Origin of the sequence: Nocardia cyriacigeorgica (genome assembly GCF_010858045.1) — a bacterium.
In the GTDB taxonomy this organism is placed as follows: Bacteria; Actinomycetota; Actinomycetes; order Mycobacteriales; family Mycobacteriaceae; genus Nocardia; species Nocardia cyriacigeorgica_E.
Genome location: NZ_JAAGVC010000011.1, coordinates 1 through 24,898 on the forward strand (window position 1 = coordinate 1; position 24,898 = coordinate 24,898).

24 protein-coding genes are annotated in these 24,898 nt (G+C 68.9%); 8 read left to right on the forward strand and 16 right to left on the reverse strand.

The window, feature by feature from the left end; genetic code table 11:
* Positions 1-286 precede the first annotated feature (286 nt).
* The 5 genes from GV790_RS12840 to GV790_RS12860 all read left to right on the forward strand — a co-directional run bounded on the left by GV790_RS12840 (position 287) and on the right by GV790_RS12860 (position 5,264).
* Positions 287-1,624 (forward strand): hypothetical protein, encoded by a 1,338-nt coding sequence (locus GV790_RS12840; protein WP_163813593.1) that lies wholly within the window; start codon positions 287-289, stop codon positions 1,622-1,624.
* A 178-nt stretch (positions 1,625-1,802) separates the two neighbouring features.
* Complete coding sequence (locus GV790_RS12845; protein WP_163813594.1) at positions 1,803-2,585, forward strand: ESX secretion-associated protein EspG; 783 nt, start codon at positions 1,803-1,805, stop codon at positions 2,583-2,585.
* A 121-nt stretch (positions 2,586-2,706) separates the two neighbouring features.
* Positions 2,707-3,150, forward strand: coding sequence for a DUF4254 domain-containing protein (locus GV790_RS12850; protein WP_163813595.1), 444 nt, complete (start codon positions 2,707-2,709; stop codon positions 3,148-3,150).
* Positions 3,151-4,137: 987 nt separating this feature from the next.
* Complete coding sequence (locus tag GV790_RS30550) at positions 4,138-4,311, forward strand: hypothetical protein (RefSeq protein WP_175585881.1); 174 nt, start codon at positions 4,138-4,140, stop codon at positions 4,309-4,311.
* A gap of 119 nt (positions 4,312-4,430) precedes the next feature.
* On the forward strand, positions 4,431-5,264 hold the full coding sequence (locus tag GV790_RS12860) for a helix-turn-helix domain-containing protein (protein WP_163813596.1): 834 nt from the start codon (positions 4,431-4,433) through the stop codon (positions 5,262-5,264).
* A gap of 3 nt (positions 5,265-5,267) precedes the next feature.
* Here the strand turns inward: GV790_RS12860 and GV790_RS12865 are convergent, their stop codons facing one another.
* From GV790_RS12865 to zapE, 9 genes are all read right to left on the reverse strand, one after another.
* The gene (locus tag GV790_RS12865) at positions 5,268-6,461 is read right to left on the reverse strand and encodes an MFS transporter (RefSeq protein WP_163813597.1); all 1,194 of its coding nucleotides are present in this window, start codon (positions 6,459-6,461) and stop codon (positions 5,268-5,270) included.
* A 112-nt stretch (positions 6,462-6,573) separates the two neighbouring features.
* The gene (locus GV790_RS12870; protein WP_175585882.1) at positions 6,574-6,726 is read right to left on the reverse strand and encodes a hypothetical protein; all 153 of its coding nucleotides are present in this window, start codon (positions 6,724-6,726) and stop codon (positions 6,574-6,576) included.
* A 48-nt stretch (positions 6,727-6,774) separates the two neighbouring features.
* Positions 6,775-7,200, reverse strand: coding sequence for a DUF4189 domain-containing protein (locus tag GV790_RS12875; protein ID WP_163813598.1), 426 nt, complete (start codon positions 7,198-7,200; stop codon positions 6,775-6,777).
* A gap of 159 nt (positions 7,201-7,359) precedes the next feature.
* Positions 7,360-7,812 carry a hypothetical protein gene (locus tag GV790_RS12880; RefSeq protein WP_163813599.1) on the reverse strand — a complete coding sequence of 151 codons (453 nt, stop codon included), beginning with the start codon at positions 7,810-7,812 and terminating at the stop codon, positions 7,360-7,362.
* A complete protein-coding gene (locus tag GV790_RS12885; protein WP_163813600.1) occupies positions 7,809-9,083 on the reverse strand; it encodes a DUF58 domain-containing protein in 1,275 nt (424 codons plus the stop codon). The genes GV790_RS12880 and GV790_RS12885 overlap by 4 nt, the downstream gene beginning before the upstream one ends.
* Positions 9,080-10,042 (reverse strand): AAA family ATPase, encoded by a 963-nt coding sequence (locus tag GV790_RS12890; protein WP_036532548.1) that lies wholly within the window; start codon positions 10,040-10,042, stop codon positions 9,080-9,082. The genes GV790_RS12885 and GV790_RS12890 overlap by 4 nt, the downstream gene beginning before the upstream one ends.
* A 28-nt stretch (positions 10,043-10,070) precedes the next feature.
* On the reverse strand, positions 10,071-10,568 hold the full coding sequence (locus GV790_RS12895) for a hypothetical protein (RefSeq protein ID WP_163813601.1): 498 nt from the start codon (positions 10,566-10,568) through the stop codon (positions 10,071-10,073).
* Positions 10,565-11,491 (reverse strand): DUF4129 domain-containing protein, encoded by a 927-nt coding sequence (locus GV790_RS12900; protein WP_163813602.1) that lies wholly within the window; start codon positions 11,489-11,491, stop codon positions 10,565-10,567. The genes GV790_RS12895 and GV790_RS12900 overlap by 4 nt, the downstream gene beginning before the upstream one ends.
* 178 nt (positions 11,492-11,669) lie before the next feature.
* Entirely contained in the window at positions 11,670-12,980 is a 1,311-nt protein-coding gene (gene zapE, locus GV790_RS31080; protein ID WP_256673253.1) for a cell division protein ZapE, read from the reverse strand.
* Between the two features lie 229 nt (positions 12,981-13,209).
* Between zapE and GV790_RS12915 the strand changes: the two genes are divergently transcribed.
* The gene (locus tag GV790_RS12915) at positions 13,210-13,818 is read left to right on the forward strand and encodes a TetR/AcrR family transcriptional regulator (RefSeq protein WP_163813603.1); all 609 of its coding nucleotides are present in this window, start codon (positions 13,210-13,212) and stop codon (positions 13,816-13,818) included.
* On the opposite strand, the gene GV790_RS12920 is transcribed toward GV790_RS12915, so the two are convergent.
* The 7 genes from GV790_RS12920 to GV790_RS12950 form a co-directional block, all read right to left on the reverse strand.
* Complete coding sequence (locus tag GV790_RS12920) at positions 13,794-14,009, reverse strand: hypothetical protein (protein ID WP_163813604.1); 216 nt, start codon at positions 14,007-14,009, stop codon at positions 13,794-13,796. The genes GV790_RS12915 and GV790_RS12920 overlap by 25 nt on opposite strands.
* A gap of 100 nt (positions 14,010-14,109) precedes the next feature.
* Positions 14,110-15,291, reverse strand: a complete 1,182-nt coding sequence (locus GV790_RS12925) for a lipid-transfer protein (protein WP_163813605.1) — start codon at positions 15,289-15,291, stop codon at positions 14,110-14,112.
* Complete coding sequence (locus tag GV790_RS12930; protein WP_163813701.1) at positions 15,292-15,705, reverse strand: MaoC family dehydratase; 414 nt, start codon at positions 15,703-15,705, stop codon at positions 15,292-15,294. It abuts the gene before it with no gap.
* 80 nt (positions 15,706-15,785) lie between these two features.
* Positions 15,786-16,736 carry a bifunctional MaoC family dehydratase N-terminal/OB-fold nucleic acid binding domain-containing protein gene (locus tag GV790_RS12935; RefSeq protein ID WP_163813606.1) on the reverse strand — a complete coding sequence of 317 codons (951 nt, stop codon included), beginning with the start codon at positions 16,734-16,736 and terminating at the stop codon, positions 15,786-15,788.
* Between the two features lie 28 nt (positions 16,737-16,764).
* Entirely contained in the window at positions 16,765-17,928 is a 1,164-nt protein-coding gene (locus GV790_RS12940) for an acyl-CoA dehydrogenase family protein (protein ID WP_163813607.1), read from the reverse strand.
* Positions 17,913-18,974: an acyl-CoA dehydrogenase family protein gene (locus GV790_RS12945; RefSeq protein WP_163813608.1), complete on the reverse strand. Its 1,062-nt coding sequence runs from the start codon at positions 18,972-18,974 to the stop codon at positions 17,913-17,915. The genes GV790_RS12940 and GV790_RS12945 overlap by 16 nt, the downstream gene beginning before the upstream one ends.
* A gap of 53 nt (positions 18,975-19,027) precedes the next feature.
* Positions 19,028-21,289, reverse strand: a complete 2,262-nt coding sequence (locus tag GV790_RS12950; protein WP_163813609.1) for an acyl-CoA dehydrogenase — start codon at positions 21,287-21,289, stop codon at positions 19,028-19,030.
* 202 nt (positions 21,290-21,491) lie between these two features.
* Here GV790_RS12950 and kstR point away from each other — a divergent pair, with 202 nt between their 5' ends.
* Both kstR and otsB read left to right on the forward strand, forming a co-directional pair.
* Positions 21,492-22,148 (forward strand): cholesterol catabolism transcriptional regulator KstR, encoded by a 657-nt coding sequence (kstR, locus tag GV790_RS12955; protein WP_175585883.1) that lies wholly within the window; start codon positions 21,492-21,494, stop codon positions 22,146-22,148.
* Positions 22,149-22,266: 118 nt separating this feature from the next.
* Positions 22,267-24,840: a trehalose-phosphatase gene (gene otsB, locus GV790_RS12960; protein WP_163813610.1), complete on the forward strand. Its 2,574-nt coding sequence runs from the start codon at positions 22,267-22,269 to the stop codon at positions 24,838-24,840.
* The last annotated feature ends 58 nt before the right edge of the window (positions 24,841-24,898 follow it).

Genomic DNA, 24,898 nt, shown 5'->3' on the forward strand with positions numbered 1-24,898 from the left:
CGCTACCAATCGAGGCCGCTCCGGCACCATTGGCCAGAGCCTCAGTAATCGCCGCCCGGCCCTGGCGCGCGGCGTCCGCCACCGTATGGCGAGGTCGCACACCGTATAGCGAGCTCGCACTGGCTAGAACCTATGCGAACTCGCGGTAGCCTGTGCGACCTCGCCATACGGTGGCGGACGCCGCGCGCCAGGGCCGGGCGGCGATTACTGAGGCTCTGGCCAATGGTGCCGGAGCGGCCTCGATTGGTAGCGTGGATCGACCAGAGCACGATCAGGGCGGGGTGGGATGAGCGACGACTACGAGGAGTACCGGCGCAAAGTCATCGATGCGCAGCGGCAGTGGAATCAGGATCGGTCGGCGATCTATATCGGGACAGCGCTCGTCGCCTCGACATTCGATGGGCAGTACGAGGATCCACGGATCAAAGGTCCCGACAACTACGACACGATGACGCTGGCCGAGATGGTGCAGAAGGTCAACGAGATGAAGCCGGAGCTGGTCGAGGCCGCGGGGGTGGCCTGGTGGCAGATCGGCAAGGACATCAAAGACGCTGCGGCGGCGTTCAACACCGAATTCCAGAAGACGGTGGGCGGCGAAGGCAAGGCACCGGCGTGGGGTGGTGTTTCCGGAGCGAAGGCCGTCGAGGCGGTCAACACCTATGCGACCCGCACAGAACCGCTGAGCACCGCTGCCCATCTCGTCGGCAACAAGCTGCACGAGCTGGTGACCGGCCTGCACCAGACCAAAGCGCTAATGCCCACCGCAGAACCACCGAAAGATCTGGACGGCAAGGTTCTTCCGCCCGACGGGATCATGAAGGAAGGCGATTACACCGCCGAAGAAGCCGAGGATGAGGGGCGGCGGATTCTGCGCACCGTCTACGGGCAGGTCGCGCATCAGACCGACCATGGTGTTCCGGTGCTGCCCGCCGCGCCGAAGGTCGTCGACGACGGGCCGGATCAGCCGTACGTTCCGCCTGGTGAGGGCGGCGGCGAGAACGGCGGCGGGGGCGGCGACAACGGTGGCGGCACGGGTGAGAACGGTGGGGGTACCGGTGAGAACGGTGGCGGCACGGGCGAAACCGGCGGTGGCGAGGACACCGGTGGCGAGACCAGCACCGAACCGGAAGACACCGGCACCACCGCCGCGAGCACCGAAACCCAGAGCACTCCACAAACCACCAGTACACCGACCGACACCGGGCGGCCGACGACGACGGGAACCGGCACGCCGACCGGCACCGGCTACCTGCCCGGCGGCTCCGGAGGCTCGGGGTCGGGTTCCGGATTCCCCGGGCGCGGCGGCGGTTCGGGCGGCGGTTCCGCCGGCAGCAGCGGTCAGCCGGGGGCGGGGCGCAGCTTGCCCGGCGGTGGGCAGCCCCAGTCGGGCGCGGCGCCCGCGGCGGCCGCGGCCGGGCGTGGTGGTGCGGCCGGAGCCGGCCGGATGGGTATGGGTGGTATGCCGATGGGCGGCATGGGCGGCGCGCGGGGCGGCAGCCAGGACGAGGAGAAGTCGGGTACCTCGGGGATCAAGGATTATCTGATCACCCAGGAACACGGCGAGGAACTCACCGGGCTGGATTCGACACCCAAGACCGTGCCGCCGGTGATCGGCGAGGGGTGAACCGCATGAACGAGCCGACCATCCACATTCTCGCCGGCCCCCACCTGGCAACGGGAATCGAATCGTGCCGCCCGAGCGCGGCCTCGGGCCGGATCCCGACCGCTACACCCTGCCCGCCGCGCAGAGGCATCCGGAACCGGCGGATTCCGAGTGCACCGCGGGCCGTCGAGGTGCGGGCATGACCGAATGGCGTTTCACCGGCCTGCAATTCCAGATCCTGTGGTCCGCTTATGGTTCCGATCGCCTCCCCTACCCGCTGCGCTACCGGCCGGTCGCCGACAGCTTCGAAGACCTGCGGATGCAGCGTGAGGCGGCGGTGGCACAGCTGCTGGACGGGTTCTACTCCGTCGAGCTCATGCGGGTGCTCGAGGTGCTGCGTGAACCCGAGGCGCGGGTGGAGATCAAAGGCTTCGGGGAGCAGGGATCGGGGACGACCTACCGATTCCACGGGGCCGTGAACGGGTACGCGGGCGCGGCGCTGGTGCAGTTGGCGGGGACGGCCGAGGACATCGGAGGTGACGTCGTCGTCACCGCCTGTGCGGCCGATCAGGTGCCCGCGCAAGCCCTTGCGGCACTGCCGAAAGCGCAGGCCGGGACCGCGCCGCCGCTCGAGGTGCGGCGCGAAGAACTCGCCGCCGACCGCTCGCGGTACGTGCGCGGCCACGGCGAGGCGAGCCTCACCCAGCAGCTGGACCGGGTCTTCAAACGCACCCGGCGCTCGTTCGGCGAGATCATGGTCTTCCCCGGCCCCGCCGTCGACGCACGCCCCTCCTTCGGCCGCAGTTTCTGGTGGATGGATTACGACGACGGCCGCTACTACGTGAAAACCGGCGACCCGATCGTCGCGAAACCGGCGAGCCCGGCGGCGCTGAGCAATGAGATCGGCAGATTGATCTCGATCACCCAGCGGTTCTATCGGGAAGACCGCGACCACGACGAATACCTGCGGACCCGCAGGTAGCGGGGTCCGCAGGTCCGCAACGGATAACACACACCCGCCGACACGGAAGGCACCCTGGGACCGGGCACAAACCTCGACGGACGGCCTCCCCCATAGCAGCGCACGGTGTTTCGTAGACGCGATGCCGAATCACCCACTACCCGGAAAACATCGCCTACTGCACGCCTGCCGCACCGAGATGTACACCGATCATCCGATGCTGCGGCTGGCCTATCAGCTCACCACGTTGCACGAACGCCGACTGTGCAGTGCGCGCGAGAGCATCGACGACCGCAAGGCGATCGACGACCTCGATGCCGAGCGCCTACGCCACATCCGCGCGATCGACACCTGGGTCAACAGCCAGATCCCACCGACTCCCGGTTCCGCACACCTGCACACCGAAACCCTCGGCACCATCGTCGACCGCCTGGCCCGATACACCGCCCAGGCCTATGCGGCGCTCGCCGACGGCTCCGGCGAACTCGGCGACGCATGGGAGCGACTGGCCGAACTCGCGGTGGGTTACGACGATCTCGCGTCCGAGGTCGCGGCCGGGCGGCGCCGACTCCCCGGTCCCCTGTAGCGCATCAGCTCCGGGCGTCCCCGCTCGTCCAAGGCGGCTTCCGATAGTAGGAATTTGACGCCGTCGACGATATTGCGGCGCCACTCACCATCAGCCCTCGACCACAAGCCAGCTCGCAGCAGCACCTTATCTCGCGATGAAATCCACGGCGGTTTCGACATTACCCGGCTGCATTCCGGTATCCGTCAATACCTTGAAGTCGCACCTGCTTCGAAGTCGATACCAACGCCCCTGGTCGATCCGAACACTGGAGTGGAGTAGATAGTCCGGCGGGATTTCAGGATGGTTATCCGAGTATCCGGCAATTCCGCCTATCGTGGTTCGACAGCTCATCGATCCGTACACGACCTTCGAGCGGCGGGCTCGAGCTTCAAGGACCAAGCGAAAGTCCCTGTGCTGTAGTCCACCTGGCCGGTGAATCTCGCCACATTATTGTCGTGGTCATCGTGCGGCTTGCTTCTGGAAAATTCCATGTCTACGGGATTCGGAGCCGCCTCGGCGGATACTGGCACCGCAGCCAGCAGTATAGCGGCGACTATTGAAGGTAGAGAAACCTTATTCATTTCATCCCCCCGGAAATAAGGTATTGCTAATTAATCCACGTTATTCGACCAGCACGCAAACTGTGCGAATCCTGCTGAGCATTCTCGTACTCGACTTCGACTGCATCCCCGAGGTTGATATCGTCGAAATTTCTACCCCACAAGGAATCCACGCCGAACCAGATTTGATCACCAGCTTTGGATAGGACTATGCCCGTTGCGCGCTTTCGGTTCCAGCGCCATATCTTCCCCCTGGTGGTGTGCACCCCCTCCGCCTGCATGCTGTGCAGCGTATCGGAGTGGGAGGGGGACAAGCAGGGTCGCCTTCGATCTACAGCTAATGCGTTGCGCCACAGCGCAATCCGGCACGGCATTCCTGACTGCGCGGCGCAGTAGCGCGAATAATCTGCGGTCAGAGACCCACCAAGTTGCAGGGACCACGGCGTTGCCAGTGCCATACGGCCGGTACCCGATCGGCGGTCAGCTCGCTGCGGCGCTCGCCGACGGCTCCGGCGAACTCGGCGACGCATGGGAGCGACTGGCCGAACTCGCGGTGGGTTACGACGATCTCGCCTCCGAGGTCGCGGCCGGGCGGCGCCGGCTCCCCGGGCCTCCGTGAAACGCGCCGGGCAAACCGGGCCACCATCGGACTCCGGCCTGCCGTTCTCGCACCGAACGCCACCGAGCCGATCTTGGTACCGTGATCAGGCAGGAGTCGATCACCGAGGGAAGTACACGATGGCGCTGGTGGAGGCGGGCCGGAGTGGCCTCGACGAAGTGCTGGCCGGGTTGCAGTGGCGGTTCGTGCGCCGCGACGTGTTCGAGCACGGGGCCGGCGAGTGGGAGTTCCTGTCCGGTCGAGCGAACGCGATCCTGGTGATCGACGGGCTGATCCGGGTCGAAGGACTCGGCGAGTCCGAGGATCTGACACCCGGCGACTTCCTGTTCGTGCCGCATGAGGATCGCTTCGCGCTGCACGCGCTCTCCGAAACCACCGTGCTGCGCCTCCAGCTCGCCCCGGCGCGCACCGGCGCGGCCATGGCCGCGCTGCCGCAGCGGGTGCTGCTCACCGAGTTTGCCAGGCACACGCCGCTGGCGGCGACGATGATGCGGCACCTCATCGAGGAATGCGCGGAACCGGAAGGGGTGCAGGGCGATCGGGTGGCCACCTTGATCGCATCGATGGCCATCGAATCCTGGCACCAGCGCGGGTGCGCGCCGAAACGGTGGCTGTTGCGAGTGAACGAGCCGGGGGTCGCGCGGGCGGTGGCCGCCATGCACGCAGACCCCGGCAAGGACTGGACGGTCGAAGCGCTCGCACGGGTGGCGCTGGCCTCGCGGTCGGGGTTCGCCGCGCGGTTCCAGGCGGCCACCGGACTCACGCCCGGCCGCTATCTGACGCAGCTGCGGGTCGAACGAGCGCAGCGGTTCCTTGCCGAACAGGACGCCTCGGTCGGGGCGGTGGCCCGGCGCCTTGGATACCGGTCCGAGACGGCGTTCGGGCGGGCGTTCCGCAGGCACACCGGCCGCACGCCGTCGGAATGGCGACGCGCGGCCGGTACCTCGACGTAGCGGTCAGCCGGCGGCCCGGCTCAGCGACAGACGCAGTGTGATCGCGCCGAACACGGCAGCGGCGGCGGCCACGCCGTAGGTCGCGGCCAGGCCGATGCCGTCCACCCCACGTCCACCGACGGCCGAACCGAGAATGATCGCGAGCTGGAATCCGCCCACCAGCAGCCCGCTTCCGGCTTCCACCCGATCCGGCAGCACCCGCGACACCCACACCTGCACCACATTGAGGATGCCGCCGAACGCACCACCCCAGATCACCACCGCGACATAGGCGAGCGGGGCGAGGGCGGCGGAACCGATGATCGCGAGCAGTGAGCCGCCGATGGCCACCGGCACCGCCACCAGCAGCACGCACAGCCGGCGGTCGGCGAGTGAACCGAGCACGAAATTACCGATCAGGCCACCGATGCCGAACAGCGCCAACAACACCGGGATCGCCGTCGGCCCCGCGCCGAGCAGCTCGTCGAGCGCCGGACGGATGTAGGTGTAGCCGGCGAAATGCCCGCCGATCACGGCGACGACGCTGATCAGGCCGAGCGCCGCACCCGGTGCGCGCAGGGCACCACCCATGGCCGACCAGCCGACACCCTGCGTCGGCGCGATCGGTGGCAGCACCACCTGCACCGCGACGGCCGCCACCAACGTCAGCGCCGCGGCGACCACGAACACGACCCGCCATCCGGCGAACGTGCTCAACAGCACTCCGAGCGGGACCCCGGCCACCGTGGCCACGGTGGTGCCCGCGTTCACGATCATCATCGCCTTGCCGAGCCGCTCGGGCGGCACCAGTTGGGTGGCGATCACCAGCGCCATCGACCAGTAGCCGCCCACCGCCACACCCAGCAGCAGCCGCGCGATCAGCAGCAGGACGATGTTCGGGGCGAGCGCCACAACCAGGTTCGATACCGCGGCACCGACGGTCAGCACCATGAGCAGGGTGCGACGATCGGCCCGCGGGAACAGCGAACTCAGCCCGAGCGCGGCCAGCAGCGCCGTCAACGCCGTCGCGCTCACCGACAGCCCGACCACGCCCTCCTGGACACGGAGATCCTCCGCGAGGGCGGTCAGCACTCCCGGCGGCAGGAACTCCGAGGTCACCAGGGTGAAGCTGCCGAGGAACATGGTGAGCAGAGCCGGCCACGCTCGCCGCGCGAAAGCCGGCGCCGAGGGTGCGGCGGTGAGAGTCGTCGTTGTCATGCCAGAGGCAACGCCCGCCGCGCCCCACCCCACGCGACCGAAACGCCAAGCCACTCGCCCCAAACGCCAAGTGTCCCGTGGAGTAGGCCCGGCCGAGAGCGCCAGCGCAACCTCACGCGCCCGGCTCGACCCGCCGGACAGTGCCCACCTTGCCGATTCCCTTGTCGAACGAGGCGACCGGCGAACCCGGATCGGACTCGGCCAGGGCCACCAGGTAGGCATCGGCGAACGAGAGCCAGCCGCCGGCGATGTCACAACGTCCCACGCGGCGAGCCCGGACCCCGAAGAGCCCGGGCCCGCTCGGTTGCCTCGATCAGCGCGCGTTGGCGGTGCAGACGACGTCGACGACCTTGGCGCCGCTCAGGTCGGCCGAGCCGACGTTGGCCAGCAGTGCGGTCGGGTGGTGCTCGGCGAGCTTGCGGAATGCGGCGCGCTCGGCCTCGTCCCTGGTCGCGCCGGCCGCCGCGGCCACGCCTTCGTTGTTCTCCACCAGCACGCCACAGCCGTTGGCCCAGGAGATCATCACCTGGCAGTCGGCCTGACCACAGTTGGCGAGCGCCGCGTTGCGCGCAGCCTCATCGCTGGGCTCATCGACGCTGACTCCGTACAGCACGGTCTGGCCGCTGAACGCGATCGCCGCGAACTGCCCCTCCGCACTCGCCGAGCCGGCACCGAACACCGACCCGGCCGCCAGGCCGAACGCCACCGTGGCAAAGCCGACCTTGTTCTTCACACTCATCGAAAGATCTTTCCGCTGGAAAAAGCTCCGGAACCGGAGTCGCCGTATCTTTACAGGCGGCCGAAAACTGGGCAATTTCTGCCCGATTCGCCGACCGATGTCCGCCTCAGCAGGGCCGGATCGTCGGTGCCGACGGTGTGCCGCCCGCGCGATCTCGGGTCACGGGGCGGGTTGTGGCCGGCGATCGTTGTTCGAGCGGCGGGCGATGCTGTGGACGAGCAGGCCGAACAGGACGATCACGAGGACGGGGGCGGCCACGGGGACCCACGCCAGGCGGAGGGGTAGCAGGGCAGCGGCCGCGGCGATGACGGTGAACGCTACGGCGCCGGTGACGGAGGGGATGGTGGTCGGGACCACGCCTACCGGGGCGGTGACGGTTGCGGTATTGAGCAGGTAGGCGGTGGCCACCAAACCTGTTGCGGCGGCAGCCAATACACCGGTGTCGGACCAGGCCAGCACACCGACGGCGAGCAGTACGGCAGCTACCGCGGCGGGGCGGAACCACCAGCCCGCGGCGACAAGGGCGATGGCGGGCAGGCCCGCCCACGGGATCATCAGGGTGATCGAGCCGATGAGCAGCACACCGGAAAGGACGGCGAGGAAACGGATCATCGGCGCACCCGGACGGTTCGGCGGTGTTGCGGCAGCAGGCGCATGATCTGATCCAAACGAGTGTCTTCGGGCCAGGACACGATGTCGACGCCGACGGTGCCCATATCGCGGTACATGGTGGCGCGTTCGAGCTGCCACATGCGGGCCAGCGTCGGATCGAGACCTTCGGCGAACGGGGTGCCGCGCAGGACGTCGACCACCACCACGACGTGGCCGCGTTTGCGCAGGTCGATCAGGGCGAGCGCGAACTGGGTATCGAGCAGGGTGGAGAACGCGATGACGATCGCGCCCAGCGGCACGGCGGCGTGCGGGGCCAGGGTGCCGGTGGTGGGGATGTGCTCGTCGCCGACATCGAGGACGGTGTCGACGATGCGGTAGAACTGGCGGCGGCCGATATCGGGGCGCAGCCAGCGCGGATCCTGTCCGAGGCAGACCACGGCGGTGCGATCGCCCGCCTGCAACGTCGACTGCACCACCTGCGCCGCACCGCGCACCGACAACTCCAGCGAATCGGTGGCCGGGCCGGGCGCCTGCAAGGAGGTGTCGATCAGCACGACGACGTCGGCGGAACGGTTGGTGAGCCGCTCGGTGACGTACAGCCGGCCGCGGCGCGCACTGACCGGCCAGTTCACGATCCGCAGCTGATCGCCCGGCGCGTACGCGCGGATATCGGCGTACTCCACACCCGGCCCGTGTTTGCGGGTCAGGTGCACACCGAGCCGTTCGGGAAGTTCGGTGCGCGGCAACCGCATTCGCTGTGGATCGGTGATCGGGTACACGAACAGCTGCCCGGCGGGCCGCCGCACCGTGGCCACCGCGAGACCGGCCGGGCTCAACGCCGATACCCGCACGTTCACCGGATAGCGGCCCCATCGCGTGGCCGACAACGCCAGCCGCAGGCCGGCCGGCGCCGCACCGGAATCACTGGCCTCCTCGATCACCGTCTCCAGCCCCTTGGTCGGCTCGGGGGTGCAGCGCAGCAGCGCATGACCTTCCTCGACGAACGCCGCGACCGTCAGCACCACTTCCTCGGTCTCGAAGCAGCGCTGGGTCGGGCCGCCGTCGATCTGGATGCGGGTGCGCGACTGCTGCCACGGCGCCGTGGCCAGCACCCCGAGCAGCGGCGCCGCGAACACCACCAGCTGCCAGCTGTTCACCGCGATCGCCAGGACCAGCGCGACGGCCGCACATCCGGCCAGCATGTACACCAATGGTGCCGGGCGCCACTCTAATTCGGCCTCGAGCGCGGTGCTCGAGTCGCGATGCCTCATGGCGTGGCGGCGCGCGGGACGGGCAGTCGACGCAGCAGTTCGGAGATCACGTCCTCACCCCGGATCCGGCGCACCCACATCTCCGGGCGCAGCGTGATCCGGTGCGCCATGGCCGGAATCGCCAGCGCCTTCACATCCTCGGGGATGACGTAATCGCGGCCGAGCAGCAGCGCCCGCGCCCGTGACATCTGCACCAGATCCAACTCCGCGCGCGGGCTCGCACCCACCTCCACCTGCGGATGGCCGCGGGTCGCCGCGGCGAGCGCGACGACATAGCCGACGACGTCCGGGTGCACGGTGACGAACTCGACCGAATGCCGCATCTCCATCAGGCCGTTCGCGTCCACCACCTGGCCCACCTGCGGGACCGTCGCGCCGCGTTCGAGCCTGCGCCGGATCATCTGGGTTTCATCGCGCTCGGACAGATAGCCCAGCCGCAACTGGATGGCGAACCGGTCCAGCTGCGCCTCCGGCAGCGGATAGGTGCCTTCGTACTCGATCGGGTTGTCTGTCGCCAGCACGATGAAAGGCTGTGGCAGCGGGAAGGTTTCACCGTCGATGCTGACCTGGCCCTCGGCCATCGCCTCCAGCAGCGCCGCCTGGGTCTTCGGCGGGGTCCGGTTGATCTCGTCGGCCAGCAGCATATTGGTGAACACCGGGCCGCGACGGAAGGTGAACCGGCCGGTCGACATGTCGTAGATGGTCGACCCGAGCAGATCCGCTGGCAGCAGATCCGGGGTGAACTGCACCCTGGCGAAATCCAGGCCCAGCGCGGCGGCGAACGATCTGGCGATGAGCGTCTTGCCGAGGCCGGGCAGGTCCTCGATCAGCACATGCCCGCCGGAGAGCACCGCGATCAAGATGAGCTGCAACTCGTCTCGTTTGCCGACCACGACCCGGGACAGCTCCCGTAACACGGCCTCACTGCGTTGGACGGTCACGTCCAAAGGCATCGTCATTTGTCTACTCGCACTTGCTCAACCCGTTTCACATTCTCTGCAGTCGGCGCAGGATCTCGTCCAACGCCTCCCGCCCCGGTGCGCGACCGACCTGGTCACGCAATTCCGAGTTCGCCGGATCCACCCAACGCCACAGTTCGGGACCGAACTGGTGGATTCCGGCGGCCTCGATCGCCCTGCGGTTCTTGGCGACCCGCACTCCGGCCGACAATTCGAACTCCTTGGCCAGCAGGGGACGTAGGTAGCGGTCCCAATCCGCGCGGGTGCCGTCCGCGCGGTCGGCGAGCATCTGCGCCCTGGCATGCCAGCGGTGCAGCATCTCGGCGGGGCCGTTCTCGATCTCGTCGGGCAATTCGGGCTCACGCGGGCCGGAGCGGCCGAGCAGGGACCACACCAGCCAGCCCAAGGCGACCGCCACCGGGACGCCGGCGGCGGCGAGCATCGCCTCGCGGGCGCGACCGAGGGTGACCAACTCGATCACCACGACCACCAGTACCGCCGTCACGATCATGCTCAGGCGGGTCATGTGGGCACCACCTCCCCTTGCAGGTCGGCGAGCACGATGCGCAGCAACTGTTCGGCGCGCATGCGTTGCCATTCCATCATGGAGTGGGGGCTGAACCTGGCCTCTTCGAACAATGCCACCAGCTCGCGCGCCGACGCGTCGTGCAGGGCGCCGTGCTCGAACGCGCGGGCCAGCACCTCCATCGGAGTGTCGGAGGCCAGTGGGGCCGCCGAACGGGCCGCCGAGAGGCCACGCTCCATGGCGACGTAGCAGGCGATGATCGCGGTCCGCGGGTCCTGGCCGGGTGCGGCCATGGCGGCCAGGCCCATCTCGGCGGCGCGGGCCAGCGAATCGGCAGCGGTCTCCGCGGCGGGCGCGACCGGTTCGGGTTCGGGGGCGGGTGTGCGGCGGGTGGTGACGGCGACGACCACCAGGCCCGCGATGGCCACGGCCACCAACGTCACGGCGGCGACGATGGCCAGCACCAGTGCGGTGCCCGCGAGTTCGGCGGGTTCGGTAGCGGTGGCCGGGTCGGAGGGCTGGGTATCGCCGGTGGTCGGGCTCGGGGTGGCGGTGCCCGTCGGGGGCGCGACCGAGGTGTCGGCGTCGGGTTGCACGCCGACGAAGTACACGGCCGAGACGAGGGCGAACAGCAGCGCCAGCGCGGTGAGGATGCCCAGCACGATCAGCCCGGCGCGGCCCAGCTTCCAGGGCTCGCGATCGGTATCCGGATCGGGTTCGGGCATGGCCAGCGGCAGCCGGTGCTGGCTGGCGATGACACCTGCCAGCAGGATGACCACCGACACCGTGAGCAGCACGGGCATGAGCGCCACGGCGATGGCGGACATGGCCGACGGGCCGTCGTCCTCGGATTCGGTGACGCCCGGCAGATAGCCGCGCAAGGCGATAACGGCGCAGACGAGCAGCGTGATCACCACGATCACGCGCGATATCGGCGCTCGCGACCGGACCACTGCGTTACCCCATACTTGTGTACTGCCCAAAACAGCCACATAGTTACATGCCGAACGGTCCGCTCGGGAGGGAATCGATTACTTCGGAGAACGTCCTTTTTAACTGCCCCGTCCCAGGTCGCGGCGGGCGCGGCGGACCTTGGTTCAGCTAACTGACAGCGACCGCCTCGGTTTGTGACAACTCACCAAGACGGCTCGCCGCTCTTGCGATATCCGGCACGCCGCGCACGCCGTCGACCAGCTCAGCGACCGGCGCCTGCGCGTAGACGGTGAGGGTTCGATCGGCGTCGTAGAGGATGTCGACGAGGTTGACCAGACGCATGGCCCAATCGGGTGGGACTTCGCGCAGGAGCGGGACGCCGTAGAGGTTCCAGGTGTGGAAACGCTCGGCGAGGTCGACATAGTCGGCGGCGGACGTGGGGACGGCGCACAGGTCGGCGAAATCGAGGGTGATGGTGGTGGCGTCGACGGCCAGTGCCCGCACGGTCCGGCTGCCCACTGCGACCTCGACTCGCGGACTGGTGCTGCCCGGCGAATCGTGGACCGCCGGTGCGTCGGCACGGTTCTCGTCGGCCGACACGCGACCGGGGGCATTCGCTACACCGGGTTCGATCCGCGCGCTCGCACGGGAGGGCGCGGACGGACCGGGCGTGCGGCCCATCTGACCGGGCCGGCCATCGGCGGACACAACCGGATCCGGCGGGTGACCGACGTGCCCGGGCCCGCCATCGACGGACACAACCGGATCCGACGGGTGACCGACGTGCCCGGGCCGGCCATCGACGGGTACGGCCGGATCCGGCGTGCGACCGAACCGGCGGAGTGCACCATCGCCGGGCGCGCTCGACGCCGGACCGCTGATACGGCCGAAACCGGGCTCGGTGCGGGGCGGCGGGCCGACGATGTAGCGGCCGGCACGGAAACCGGTCGCGCGGCCGTGCGCGACGGTGCGGTAGTCGAGCGGGCCGTCGAGGGATTCGACGTCGAGTTCGGCGACGATGCGTTCGATGGTGGGCAGGAAATGGTCGTGGAACAGCGGGTTCGGCAGGAGTTCGGCCGGCGCGTAGTTCGAGGTGACGACGAGCGTCAGGCGGCGGGCGAACAGAGCGTCGAGCATGCGGGCGATGAGCATGGCGTCGCCGATGTCGTGGACGTGGAATTCGTCGAAGCACACCAGCTGGGCGTTGCCGAGCAGGGTGTCGATGGCCTTGTCGATGGAGCCGCGGGCGTGGTTCTCGGCGTGCAGGCTCGCGAAGAAGGTGTGGAAATGGAAGCGACGCTTGCGTTTCGAGTCGACGGAGGCGAAGAAGCGGTCCATCACCATGGTCTTCCCACGGCCCGGGCGGCCGTGCAGGTAGACGCCGCGATGATGTTTGCGCGGGCGATGATGGCGGTCCAGCAACCGGCCGAGTGCAGCGGCGGCGCGTTCCTGATCGGCGTCCCATCGGATTGTTTCCATGACACCTCCTCTACAGATGTAGAGTAGTGGTGGTTCGGCGCCGTGCCGTGGTTACCTCGGACACACCGGGGTGGTGCGGGGCCGGTGCTGTGCCGGCCCATTCGGCGCCAAGGACCGGCGGCGAGGGTCGCCCGGCACTGGCCGACACGGGTGGCGCGCGCCAACATGAGCGGCGCGAGCGGGTGCGGGGCGATCGGGACACCCCGGCAGGAATCGGAAAGGACGCGCGATGGGTCTTCAGGATCGACGCACACTGATCGTCGATGCGGCGATCGAACTCATTGCCGCGCAGGGTATTCGCGCACTCACGCATCGCGCTCTCGACAACGCGCTCGCCCTGCCCGCGGGCTCGACCTCGTACTACTTCCGCACCAAACGCGCCCTACTCGAGGCAGTGGTGGACCACATCACCGCACGCACCCGCGATGACTTCCTCGCCGCATTCCCCGACAGCCCGCCGACGCCGGAGGCAGGCGATCATGCGCAGGTGATCGCCCAACTTGCGGGCGGCATCGGCGCCTGGCTGGACGACCTGCTGGCCCGCCGCCGCGCGCACCTGATCGTCCGCTACGCGCTCACCATCGAACTGAGCGCCGACCCCGAACTGCACCCCCGCCTCGTCGGCAGCCTCTTCTCCCACCCCCGCTCCCGCGCCCTGTTCGAGCACCTGGGCGCCGAGGACCCGGACACCGCGGCCGCCGACTTCATCGCCGTCATCGAAGGCGCCACCTTCGACCGCTTCGCCGGGGCACGGACCGGCCTACCTACCGGCACTCCGGACAGCGCGGTCCAGCTCGCCGGCGTTCTCAGCGCCTACCTGCGCGGGGCACTCCCCTGATCGTTGTCCGATGGTCCGCCACGCGCACGCTGCCACGGGTCGTCGTCATCGAGGCGGTCTTCGTTGCCGAAGAACTCATCCGCCTCGCGCCGCATCGCCAGATAGTCCACGTGAGCTTCGGGGCGGTGCGATGCCGCCTCGCCACCGAAGGCTGCGTCGTCGGATTTCTCACGGTCGTCGCCGGCGTTCATCTCACCGTTGCACGCCGCTCGACGCGGAAGCGATCCATCGAGAGTCACATGGCCGCGGCAAACGCCGAGAAGACCTCTCGGCCATGTGACCCTCGGTGACTCAGGCGGCGCTGAGGACGAGGCCCGAGGTCGGCACGCCGGTGCCCGCGGTAACGAGGATGTTGGTGAGGTCTTCGACCTGGTTCACCGACGTGCCGCGGATCTGGCGGACGGCTTCGGCGATGCCGTTCATGCCGTGGATGTAGGCCTCGCCGAGTTGGCCGCCGTGGGTGTTGAGGGGCAGGCGGCCGCCGAGTTCGATCGCGCCGTCGGCGATGAAGTTCTTGGCTTCGCCGCGGGGGCAGAAGCCGAGTTCCTCGAGCTGCATCAGGACGAACGGGGTGAAGTGGTCGTAGAGGATGGCCGCCTGCATGTCCTCGGGGCGCAGGCCGCTCTGGGCCCACAGCTGGTCGCCGACCAAGCCCATTTCGGGCAGGCCGGTCATGGCGTCGCGGTAGTAGCTGGTCATCACGTACTGATCGGCGCCGCTGCCTTGGGCGGCGGCGGTGATGACGGCGGGACGGTTGGGCAGATCCTTGGCCCGCTCGACGCTGGTGACCACGATGGCGACGCCGCCGTCGGATTCCTGGCAGCAATCCAGCAAATGCAGCGGCTCGGCGATCCAGCGGGAATTCTGGTGATCCTCGAGCGTGATCGGCTTGCCGTAGAAGAAGGCATTCGGGTTCACCGCCGCGTGTTTGCGGTCGGCGACGGCGATGCGGCCGAAATCCTCGCTGGTGGCGCCGTATACGTGCATATAGCGGCGCGCGACCATGGCGACCTGCGCGGCCGGGGTGCCGAGACCGTGCGGATACGACCAGCCCGCATCCACACCCGAGGAGGTGGGGGCGGTCGCCAGAGCGGTGGAGAACTGCCCGAACCGCGATTCCGAGCGCTCGTTGAACGCCCGATACGCCACCACCACATCGGCCACCCCGGTGGCCACGGCCATGGCAGCCTGCTGCACCGTGGCACACGCGGCCCCGCCGCCGTAGCGGATGTCGCTGAAGAACTTCAGCTGCGGAATCCCCACCGCCCGCGCGACCGCGGCCTGGGTGTTGGTGTCCATGGTGAAGGTGGTCAGGCCGTCGACGTCGGCGGGCGTCAAACCCGCGTCCGCGAGTGCCGCGGTGACGGCCTCGGCGGCCAGCCGCAATTCACTGCGCCCGGAATCCTTGGAGAAATCGGTGGCACCGATTCCCGCGATCGCCGCCCGGCCGGACAGCGCCGACTGTGCACTCATCTAGGCACCTGCTTCCGAAGAACGAATGGCGATCACGACGGTGGCGACGATGTGGTCGCCCAGGCTGTCGCGCCCGGTGACGGCGAGGTGGATGTCGTCGCCGTCGATGGCGGTGACCTTCCCGGTGAGGGTGAGGGTGTCGCCGGCATACAGCGGAACCCCGAGGCGCAGCGCGATCTTCTTGACGATGGTGCGCGGCCCCGACCAATCGGTGACGAAGCGTTGCACCAGCCCGGTATCGGTGAGGATGTTGACGAAGATGTCCTTGGAGCCGCGCTCGACCGCCTTGTCGCGATCGTGGTGCACATCCTGGAAATCCCGGGTGGCCAGCGCGGAACTGATGACGAAGGTGGGATCGGCGTGGATCACCAGCTCCGGCAATTCGGTACCGACCGCGATGGCGGCCGGTTCGATGGTGGCGGGCTCGTGCCCATTCGCATGAGCGGGACGCCCTCCGTGGTTACGCAAGCTGCCTCCTACGGGCGCTGACCCGCTCATGCGGCGATCACCTTCCAGAACGGCAGTGCCGTCTCGTCGTCGAGTTTCTCGAAGTCCACCTGCACCGGCAGCCCGACCTCGACCTTGCCGGGTTCGATGCCCCGCAGTTCACCGAGCATGCGCACGCCTTCCGCCAATTCGACCAGCGCCACCACGAACGGCAGCTGACGGCCCGGCACCTTCGGGGCGTGATGCACGACGTAGCTGAAGACTGTGCCGCGTCCCGAGGCGACCAGGTAGTCGACCGGCTCGGATTTGTCCTGCCAGATCGCGGGCACCGGCGGATGGCGCAGCGTCCCGTCTGGCATGCGCTGGATGCGCAGCTCACCGGCACGCGTTCCGGCCCAGAAGAATTCGGTATCGCGCGAGACCAGCGGACGCACCCGCGCCGACAGATCGGGCTCGGGCTCGGTGGCCGGCTTCGCGGTGCCCGGCGCGAATTTCAGCATCCGGAACAGCATTTCGGTGACCAGCTCGTCGCCGACGTACCAGCGGGTGGCGAAGGTGATGAACCAGCCCTCCCCCAGCCCGGTGCGCTTGGGCCCGGTGATGTCGGTGAGCGCGCTGGTGACGGTGACCTGCTCGCCCGGCACCAGGTACCGGTGGTAGGTCTGCTCACAGTTGGTGCCGACGACGGAGGTGAAACCGGCCTCGTCGAGCAGCGCCATGGTGGCGTTCATCGGATCGTCGGGGGCGCGGTGGCCGTGCAGGCCGGGCATGGTCCACACCTGAGCCATGGCCGGCGGGGCGACGATTCCGGCGAAACCGGCGGCGCGGGCGGCGTCCTCGTCGACGTAGACGGGATTCTTGTCGCCGATCGCCTCCAGCCAGTTGTTGATCATCGGCTGGTTGACCGGGTCGCGGCCCGCGCGATGCGAGGATTCGCCCCCGGCGATGATCTTCTCACCGGCCGCGATGATCGCTTCCGGAGTGAGTGTTTCCGGCACGCGCTGCTCCTTCGTTGGTTGATGCTTGCTATCTGGGCACGCGCGGCAAGCGCAGACCGGCGGTGGCGACGAGCTCACGCATGACCTCGTTCACGCCGCCGCCGAAGGTGACGACCAGGTTCTGTTTGGTGCGCCGATCCAGCCAGGTCAGCAGTTCGGCGGTGGCCGGTTCGGCCGGATCGCCGTAGCGGCCGACGATCTCCTCGGCCAGCCGCCCCGCCTCTTGCAGCGATTCGGTGGAGTAGACCTTGGTGGCCGAGGCGTCGGCGATCACCTGGGCTTCGTCGCCGCTGCCGTGGGTGGCGGCGACCTGCCAGTTCAGCAGTTCGTTCAACCGCACCATGGCGTGGATGCGGCCGAGCGAGCGGCAGACGTCGGGCTCGTCGAGCAAGCCGCGCGGGCGGGCCCAGGTGACGACCTTGTCGTAGAGCTGCTCGATCTTGCCGGACGGCCCGAGACTGACCCGCTCGTGGTTGAGCTGGGTGGTGATCAGCTTCCAGCCCCGGTTTTCCTCGCCGACCAGCATGTTCGCCGGGACGCGCACATTGTCGAAGTAGGTGGCGTTGGTGTGGTGGGCGCCGTCGCAGGTGATGATCGGCGTCCAGGAGTAGCCGGGGTCCTTGGTGTCGGCGATCAGGATGGTGATGCCGCGGTGGCGCGATTCCACCGAACCGGTGCGGCAGGCCAGCCAGATGTAATCGGCCTCGTGTGCGCCGGTGGTGAAGATCTTCTGCCCGTTGACGATCCAGTCGCCGGACTCGTCGCGCACCGCACTGGTGCGCAGGGCGGCCAGGTCGGTGCCTGCCTCCGGTTCGGAGTAGCCGATGGCGAAATGGATATCGCCGGACAGGATGCCCGGCAGGAACTTCTGCTTCTGCTCCTCGGTGCCGAACTGCTGCAGCGTCGGGCCCACGGTCAACAGGGTGACCAGCGGCAACGGCACATCGGCGCGGACGGCCTCGTTGAAGAAGATCTGCTGTTCGACCGGCCCGAAACCCTGCCCGCCGTACTCCTTGGGCCAGCCGACGCCGAGCCAGCCGTCGCGCCCCATCCGGCGCACCACCTCGCGGTAGGCGTCGCCGTGCCGGTTCACCGCCATCGCGGCTTCTTCTTCAGGCGTGACGAGATCGGCGAAGTAGGAACGTAATTCGTCACGCAGCTTGCGCTGCTCGATGGTCAGATCGATGAACATCTGGCCCCCAATCGGTCGAGGCGCAGCGACTCGCCGCCCAGCCAGCGGGCGAGATCTTTGGCCTGGGAGTAGTAGCGGTGCATCGAATGCGTCACGTCGACGCCGATGCCACCGTGCAGGTGATGGCACTTCTGCATGGCGCGCGGCAGTTCCGCGGCCACGGTGTAGGCGAGCACGTCCAGATCGTCGTCGATCCTGGACTGGTGATCGGGGCTCGAATCGTCCTGGGCCAGCGCCCAGTTCGCGGACAGGGCGGCGGCGTGCAGCGTGCGCGAGACCACGTACAGGTCCGCGATCTGCTGGGCCACCGCCTGGAACTCGGCCAGCGGCCTGCCGAACTGATGACGGGTGCGCACATGCTCGGCGGTGAGCTTCAGCGCGCCCTCCAGCAGGCCATCGGCGACGGCGCCGATCGAGGCCAGTGCACAGCGATGTAGATCGGCCAGTGCTTCCGGCAGCAACCATTCGGCCGGGATCTCGACCGAATCGAAATGCAGCGTGTACTCCGGCACCGCACCCGATACCGGCGACGCGGTGCGGGTGATGCCGGCGGCGGCCGCGTCGACCACGGCGACACCGACCTCGGTCGGCACCAGGATCCAGCGGGCCTGCTCGGCGTAGGGCACCGCCACCTTGTGGCCGGTGATGCGCACCTTGCCGCCCTCGGCGACGGCCTTGGTCGCTGGCTTGGTGGTGAACGGCGCACCGGGTTCGTGCAGCGCCGCGGTGAGCACGGCGCCCTCGGCGACAACGGGAAATACCTTCTCCGCCACCGCATCCGGCGCGCCGAGTAGCGGCAGCACACCGAAACCGAAGGTCGGCAGCGCCGGGATGGCGACCGCGTCGATGGCCAATTCGGTGAGCAGCACCGAGACCGCGGCCACGCCCATCTCGTCACCGCCGAACCGCTCCGGCAGCGCCACCGCGGGCAGGCCGGTGTCCACGAACGGCTGCCACAGGTCGGCCTCGCGGGCCGATTCCCGCTCCAGCAAGCTCACGACGACCTCGGCCACGGCGTCCTGGGCCTCGTCTCTGGTGAAGTCCACGCTTATCTCCAGTCGTTCCTCGAAGCCACCGGCCCCGTGTCCTGTTCGCGCATTCAGCTGCCATCCCTCGGCAGCCCGAGGATCCGCTCACCGGCCAGGGTCAGCAGGATCTGCTCGGTGCCGCCGGCGATGGACAGGCAGCGGGTGAGCAGGAACTCCTTGGTCGCCTCGTTGTCGAGGGCGCCGGCCGGGCCCGCCACCTCGACGGCGAATTCGGCCACCTCCTGCCGGTGCCGCACCCCGACGAGCTTGCGCACGCTGCTCTGCGGGCCCGCGTCGGCGCCGGCCAGGATCAGCGCCGCACCCCGCTGCTCCAGCAGCAGCCCGGCGGTCGCGTCGGCGACGAACCGGCCGAGCCGGTCGTTGATCAGCTCGGCACCGGGGCCGGTCGCGGGAAGCTTGCCGACCAGCTCTTCGAGCAGCTGGCCGATCCCCTTGCCGCCCATGGCGATCCGCTCCGCGGACAGCGTGGAGCGGGAGATCTTCCAGCCGTTGCCGAGCGCACCCACCACGCACTCGTCGGGGACGAAGACGTCATCGAGGAAGACTTCGCTGAACTTCGCCTCGCCGGTGATCTGCACCAGCGGACGGATCTCGATGCCCGCGCTGCGCATATCGACCAGGAAGTAGCTGATGCCCTTGTGCTTGGGCGCCGCCGGATCGGTGCGGGCCAGGCAGATGCCCCAGTTCGCGGTGTCGGCCAGCGAGGTCCACACCTTCTGCCCGCGCAGCATCCAGCCGCCGTCGACCTTGGTGGCGGTGGTGCGCAGCGCGGCCAGATCGGAACCGGCGCCCGGCTCGCTGAACAGCTGGCACCAGACGACATCGCCGTGCAGGGTCGGCCAGACGAACCGCTCGATCTGCTCCGGGGTGCCGTGCTGCAACAGGGTCGGCACGGCCCAGCCGCCGATCGCCAGGTCCGGCGTCTCCAATCCGGCGCGGGCGAGTTCCTCCGAGATGAGCAGGCCCGTCATCGGATCGGCGGCGCGGCCGTAGGGCTCGGGCCAGTGCGGCATGACCAGGCCGGCCTCGACCATGGCCTTGCGCTGTTGATCGACCGGCAGTGCGGCGATCGCGGCGACCTCGGCGGCCACACCGGTCGCGGCCGCACCGAGCTCGAGCGAGACCGCGGCCGCGTTGCCGACGGCGGCCGCCACACCCACCGCGGCGCCGACGCCTTCGCCGGACGATGCGGTCTCGGTGGCGACGTCGGCGAGGATGCGGTCGGCGCCGGTGGTCCGGCGCGCACCCGCCCTGGTCAATTCGGTCACCCGCGCGCGCCAGTACCCGCCGCCGCCGAGCAGCTGCCGCAGCGCGGTCGCGCGGCGCAGGTAGAAGTGCGCGTCGTGCTCCCAGGTGAAGCCGATACCGCCGAGCACCTGGATGCAGTCCTTGGCGGTATCGACCGCGGCATCGAGGGAGATGGCGGCGGCGATGGCGGCGGCGATCGGCAGTTCGGAGCCTGCGGGGTTCGCGAGGGCGTCGTCGGCGGCCGCGGCGGCGTCGGCGGCGACCGAGCGGATCAGCTCGGTGCGGCACAGCATCCACGCGCAGATGTGCTTGACGGCCTGGAAACTGCCGATCGGCTTGCCGAATTGCTCACGCACCTTGGCGTATTCGACCGCGGTCTCCAGGCACCAGCCCGCGACACCGGCCAGTTCGGCCGTGGTGAGCGCGACGATCAGGTCTTCGACGGCGAAATCGGGGGCGAACACGTCGGCGGCGGACACCTGGACCTCGGCGCAGCGGACCCGCGCCAGCGGGGTGCTCGGATCCAATGCCGGCAGAGGCTCGATGGTCACACCGGGGGCTGCGGCGGGAATCAGACACCAACGCGAACCGTCGGCAATCCGCACCGGCAGCAGCACCGCAGCGCCCGGCGCGGCGCCGAGCACCGTCTCCCAGACCCCGTTGAGCACCAGCTCACCGCCGTCACCCTGCCGCGGGCGATCCACAGCCGATAAGCTGCTCGCCGACTCGACAACGGTGTCGAGTGCGACTCCGCACGGCTGCTGTTCGTCCAGTCGTCCGCCGGTCACCACGCCGGCCAACGCGGTGGTGAGCACCGGTCCGCCCACCAGATCGTGCGCGGCCTGCTCCACCAGCACGGCGAGATCGGTGATCGATCCACCCGCGCCGCCGGCCTGCTCGTCGACCGCCACCCGGAAGATCCCGAGGTCGGTCAGCTGATCCCAGTACGTGCGCCAGAAGCCGGTCGTATCGTCCCGCATTGTTGCAATCGGACGTACCGCTGCAGCCCATCCGCTCATCGACTCCTGAACGGCTTTATGCTCGTCAGTGGTGGCGATGGTCACAGTACATACCGCCTTTCCGGCGTGACTCCCACACCTAGAACATGTTCTAATATCCTGGCCGGGCGGAAGTCAAGCGATGCTTTCGTCCACAGGATCGAACGCGTACGACCCACCGACCGAGCGGGTCCGGCGCGAGTGACGCCCCGCGAATCCACGCGGGCCTCGCACTCCGCCGCGGCCCGACACGAAAGGACCAGCACCGATGGCCAGCCCCTCCCGTTCGCAGCCGGCCGACTCGAACGGGGCGCCCGCAGCGGGCACCCGAGCCGCCGTGACCACGCTCAGCGAGGACGAGCTGAGCTCCAGCGCGCAGCGCGAACGCCGCAAGCGCATCCTCGATGCGACGCTGGCATTGGCCTCCAAGGGCGGATACGACGCGGTGCAGATGCGCGCCGTGGCCGAACGCGCCGACGTCGCCGTGGGCACGCTGTACCGCTACTTCCCTTCCAAGGTGCACCTGCTGGTGTCGGCGCTCTCGCGCGAATTCGAGCAGATCGAGGGCAAACGCAAGCCGCTGGCCGGGCAGACCCCGCGCGAACGGATGCACCTGCTGCTCACCCAGATCACCCGGATGATGCAGCGCGATCCGCTGCTCACCGAGGCCATGACCCGCGCATTCATGTTCGCCGACGCCTCCGCCGCCGCCGAAGTCGATCGCGTGGGCAAGGTGATGGACCGGGTCTTCGCCCGCGCCATGAACGACGGCGAACCCACCGAACGCCAGCTCGCCATCGCCCGCGTCATCAGCGACGTGTGGCTGTCGAACCTGGTGGCCTGGCTCACCCGCAGGGCCTCGGCGACCGACGTCACCGAACGCCTGGAATTGACCGTCGACCTGCTGCTCGGCAACAACTCCTGAGCAAAGAGGCGGCACACGGGCAGCACACGGGCATCGCCGCATGTCGGTGATGAGAATTCAACCCAGTATTGTCATGCGCGCCCCCTGAAAAACTCCTCCGATCCATAAGGTTGGATGCGTGAGCGCACAGGATCTCCCACTGGAACTTCGTCGTGCCCTGTCGACGGTCGCGCGGGTCCCACGCCTGTTGGTCGCATCGGATTACGACGGGACTATCGCACCCATCGTGTCCGATCCGGCCAAGGCGTACCCGCACGGCGAGTCGGTCCGCGCGTTACGCGCGCTGGCCGGCCTGTCCGGCACCACGGCCGCCGTCATCTCCGGCCGGGCGCTGCGTGATCTCGCGGCGCTGTCGCGGCTGCCCGTCGAGGTGCAGCTGATCGGCAGCCACGGCTCGGAGTTCGATGTCGGCTTCGTACACGCCATCGACAACGACGCCAAGCAGCTGCTGCAAGAACTGACCACCGCGCTGAATCAGATCGCCGCGGAGAATCCGGGCGTGACGGTCGAGACCAAGCCGGCCAGCATCGCGCTGCATGTGCGCAATGCCGGGCCGGAGATCGGGCGGCGCGCGCTCAATCAGGTTCGCCAGGGCCCGGCCTGCTGGGTCGGGGTGCAGGTCACCGAGGGCAAGGCCGTCATCGAGCTGGCCGTCATCCCCACCGATAAGGGCAGCGCGCTCGACACCATCCGGCATCAGGAGGGCGCGTCGGCGGCGGTGTTCTTCGGCGACGACGTCACCGATGAGAAGGCCTTCCGGATGCTGTCCGGTCCCGACGTCGGCATCAAGGTCGGCGAGGGCGAGAGCCTGGCCAAGTACCGCGTGCCCAATACCGAGGCCGTGTCGTGCGCGCTGGCCTTTCTGCTCGAGGAGCGCCGCACCTGGCTGGCCGGCGCCAGCGCGCCCCGCATCGAGCGGCTGAGCATGCTGGCGAGCCCGCGCTCGGTGGCGCTGCTGACGCCCGACGCGACCGTCACCTGGTTCTGCCATCCCGAACCCGATTCGGCCGCGGTGTTCGCCCATCTGCTCGGCGGACCGCAGGCCGGGCATTTCAGCATCGCACCGGAACGGCCGGGCCTGCCGCTGTCGCAGCGCTACATCGACGGCACCATGACCGTCGAAACCCGTTGGGCCAAGCTGCAAGTGGTCGACTATCTGCCGCATGACGTGGCGCCCGACCGCACAGATCTGACTCGCGTGATCACCGGCGACACGCGCGCCGTGGTGACCTTCGCGCCGCGTCCGGAATTCGGCCAGGTGCCGGTCACCATCGAGGCCGAGCCGAACGGGCTGCGGGTGCGCGGCACCAACGATCCGACGGTGCTGCGCTCCCCCGGCGTCGAATGGACCATCCAGAGCGACGGCGTGCACAGCTCCGCCACCGCCGTCGTCGATCCGTCGCAGGGTCCGGTGGTGCTGGAACTGCGATGCGGCACACCGGATCTCGCGCCCGCCATGACGCCGGAACCCGAGCGCAGGCGGATCGCCGAGACCTACTGGTCCTCCTGGGCGGCCTCGCTTGACCTGCCGCCGCTGAAGCCGGATCTGATGAAGCGCTCCGCGCTGACGCTGCGCGGGCTGGTGCACGCACCGTCCGGCTCGATCCTGGCCGCGGCCACCACCTCGCTGCCCGAGGACATCGGCGGCGTGCGCAACTGGGATTACCGCTACTGCTGGCTGCGCGACGCCGCGCTCACCGCGTCGGCGCTGGTGTCGCTGGGTTCGCTGAGCGAGGCCGAGGACTTCCTCGGCTGGGTGCACCGGGTGCTGGAGACGCTGCCCGGCCCTGAGCGGCTGCACCCGCTGTACACGCTCTACGGTGAGACGCTGCCACCCGAGGCCGTCATCGATCAGCTGCCCGGCTATGCCGGATCGCGGCCGGTGCGCGTCGGCAACGCGGCGAACATGCAGGTCCAGTTGGACGTCTTCGGCCCGATCGTGGATCTGATCGCCACCTTGGCGCACGCAAGGGAAACCCAGGGCGTCGGCGATCCGCGGATGGCGCTGCCGGATCAGGACTGGGAGCTGGTGCACGCCATGGTCTCGGCGGTGCAGCGGCGCTGGCACGAGCCCGACCACGGCATCTGGGAGATCCGCGGCAATCCGCGCCACCACGTGTACTCCAAGGTGATGGGCTGGCTCACCATCGACCGGGCGCTCACCCTCGCGCAGAAGTTCGACCGCCCGATCCATCCGGAGTGGGCCGCGCTGCGCGATCAGATCGCCGACGAGGTCAAGACCAAGGGCTGGAACGAGGAAGTGCAGTCGTTCACCGCCGCCTACGACGGCACCGATCTGGACGCCGCGACCCTGCACATCGGGTTGAGCGGGCTGATCGATCCGTCGGATCCGCGTTTCGCGGCCACCGTCGTCGCCACCGAGGCGGAGCTGCGCAGCGGTTCCACCGTGTACCGCTACCACCACGACGACGGCCTGCCCGGCGGCGAGGGCGGGTTCCATCTGTGCGCGGCCTGGCTGGTGGAGGCGTACCTGCTGATCGGCAAGCGCTCCGATGCCGAGGCGCTGTTCGCCCAGCTGGTGGACGTGGCCGGGCCGACCGGGCTGCTCAGCGAGGAGTACGACCCGGTGGCCGAGCGTTCCCTCGGCAACCATCCGCAGGCCTACAGCCATCTCGGCCTGCTGCGCTGCGCTCAGCTGCTGAGCCAGCCGGTGAACGCGCTGGTGAGCTGATCCGGACCACGGCCCACGTCGGCGGCAGGCTGCCCGCCGGTCGCCGACGTGGGCCGAT

Excerpts from the sequence above, each read along its gene's own strand:
- GV790_RS12920 (WP_163813604.1), bottom strand. The coding sequence starts at position 14,009 with ATGAACGCCGGCGACGACCGTGAGAAATCCGACGACGCAGCCTTCGGT.
- GV790_RS12915 (WP_163813603.1), top strand. The coding sequence starts at position 13,210 with ATGGGTCTTCAGGATCGACGCACACTGATCGTCGATGCGGCGATCGAA.
- GV790_RS12865 (WP_163813597.1), bottom strand. The coding sequence starts at position 6,461 with ATGACAACGACGACTCTCACCGCCGCACCCTCGGCGCCGGCTTTCGCG.
- GV790_RS12875 (WP_163813598.1), bottom strand. The coding sequence starts at position 7,200 with ATGAGTGTGAAGAACAAGGTCGGCTTTGCCACGGTGGCGTTCGGCCTG.
- GV790_RS12850 (WP_163813595.1), top strand. The coding sequence starts at position 2,707 with ATGCCGAATCACCCACTACCCGGAAAACATCGCCTACTGCACGCCTGC.
- GV790_RS12880 (WP_163813599.1), bottom strand. The coding sequence starts at position 7,812 with ATGATCCGTTTCCTCGCCGTCCTTTCCGGTGTGCTGCTCATCGGCTCG.
- GV790_RS12885 (WP_163813600.1), bottom strand. The coding sequence starts at position 9,083 with ATGAGGCATCGCGACTCGAGCACCGCGCTCGAGGCCGAATTAGAGTGG.
- GV790_RS12860 (WP_163813596.1), top strand. The coding sequence starts at position 4,431 with ATGGCGCTGGTGGAGGCGGGCCGGAGTGGCCTCGACGAAGTGCTGGCC.
- GV790_RS12890 (WP_036532548.1), bottom strand. The coding sequence starts at position 10,042 with ATGACGATGCCTTTGGACGTGACCGTCCAACGCAGTGAGGCCGTGTTA.
- GV790_RS12925 (WP_163813605.1), bottom strand. The coding sequence starts at position 15,291 with ATGAGTGCACAGTCGGCGCTGTCCGGCCGGGCGGCGATCGCGGGAATC.
- GV790_RS12895 (WP_163813601.1), bottom strand. The coding sequence starts at position 10,568 with ATGACCCGCCTGAGCATGATCGTGACGGCGGTACTGGTGGTCGTGGTG.
- GV790_RS12940 (WP_163813607.1), bottom strand. The coding sequence starts at position 17,928 with ATGTTCATCGATCTGACCATCGAGCAGCGCAAGCTGCGTGACGAATTA.
- GV790_RS12840 (WP_163813593.1), top strand. The coding sequence starts at position 287 with ATGAGCGACGACTACGAGGAGTACCGGCGCAAAGTCATCGATGCGCAG.
- GV790_RS12845 (WP_163813594.1), top strand. The coding sequence starts at position 1,803 with ATGACCGAATGGCGTTTCACCGGCCTGCAATTCCAGATCCTGTGGTCC.
- kstR (WP_175585883.1), top strand. The coding sequence starts at position 21,492 with ATGGCCAGCCCCTCCCGTTCGCAGCCGGCCGACTCGAACGGGGCGCCC.
- zapE (WP_256673253.1), bottom strand. The coding sequence starts at position 12,980 with ATGGAAACAATCCGATGGGACGCCGATCAGGAACGCGCCGCCGCTGCA.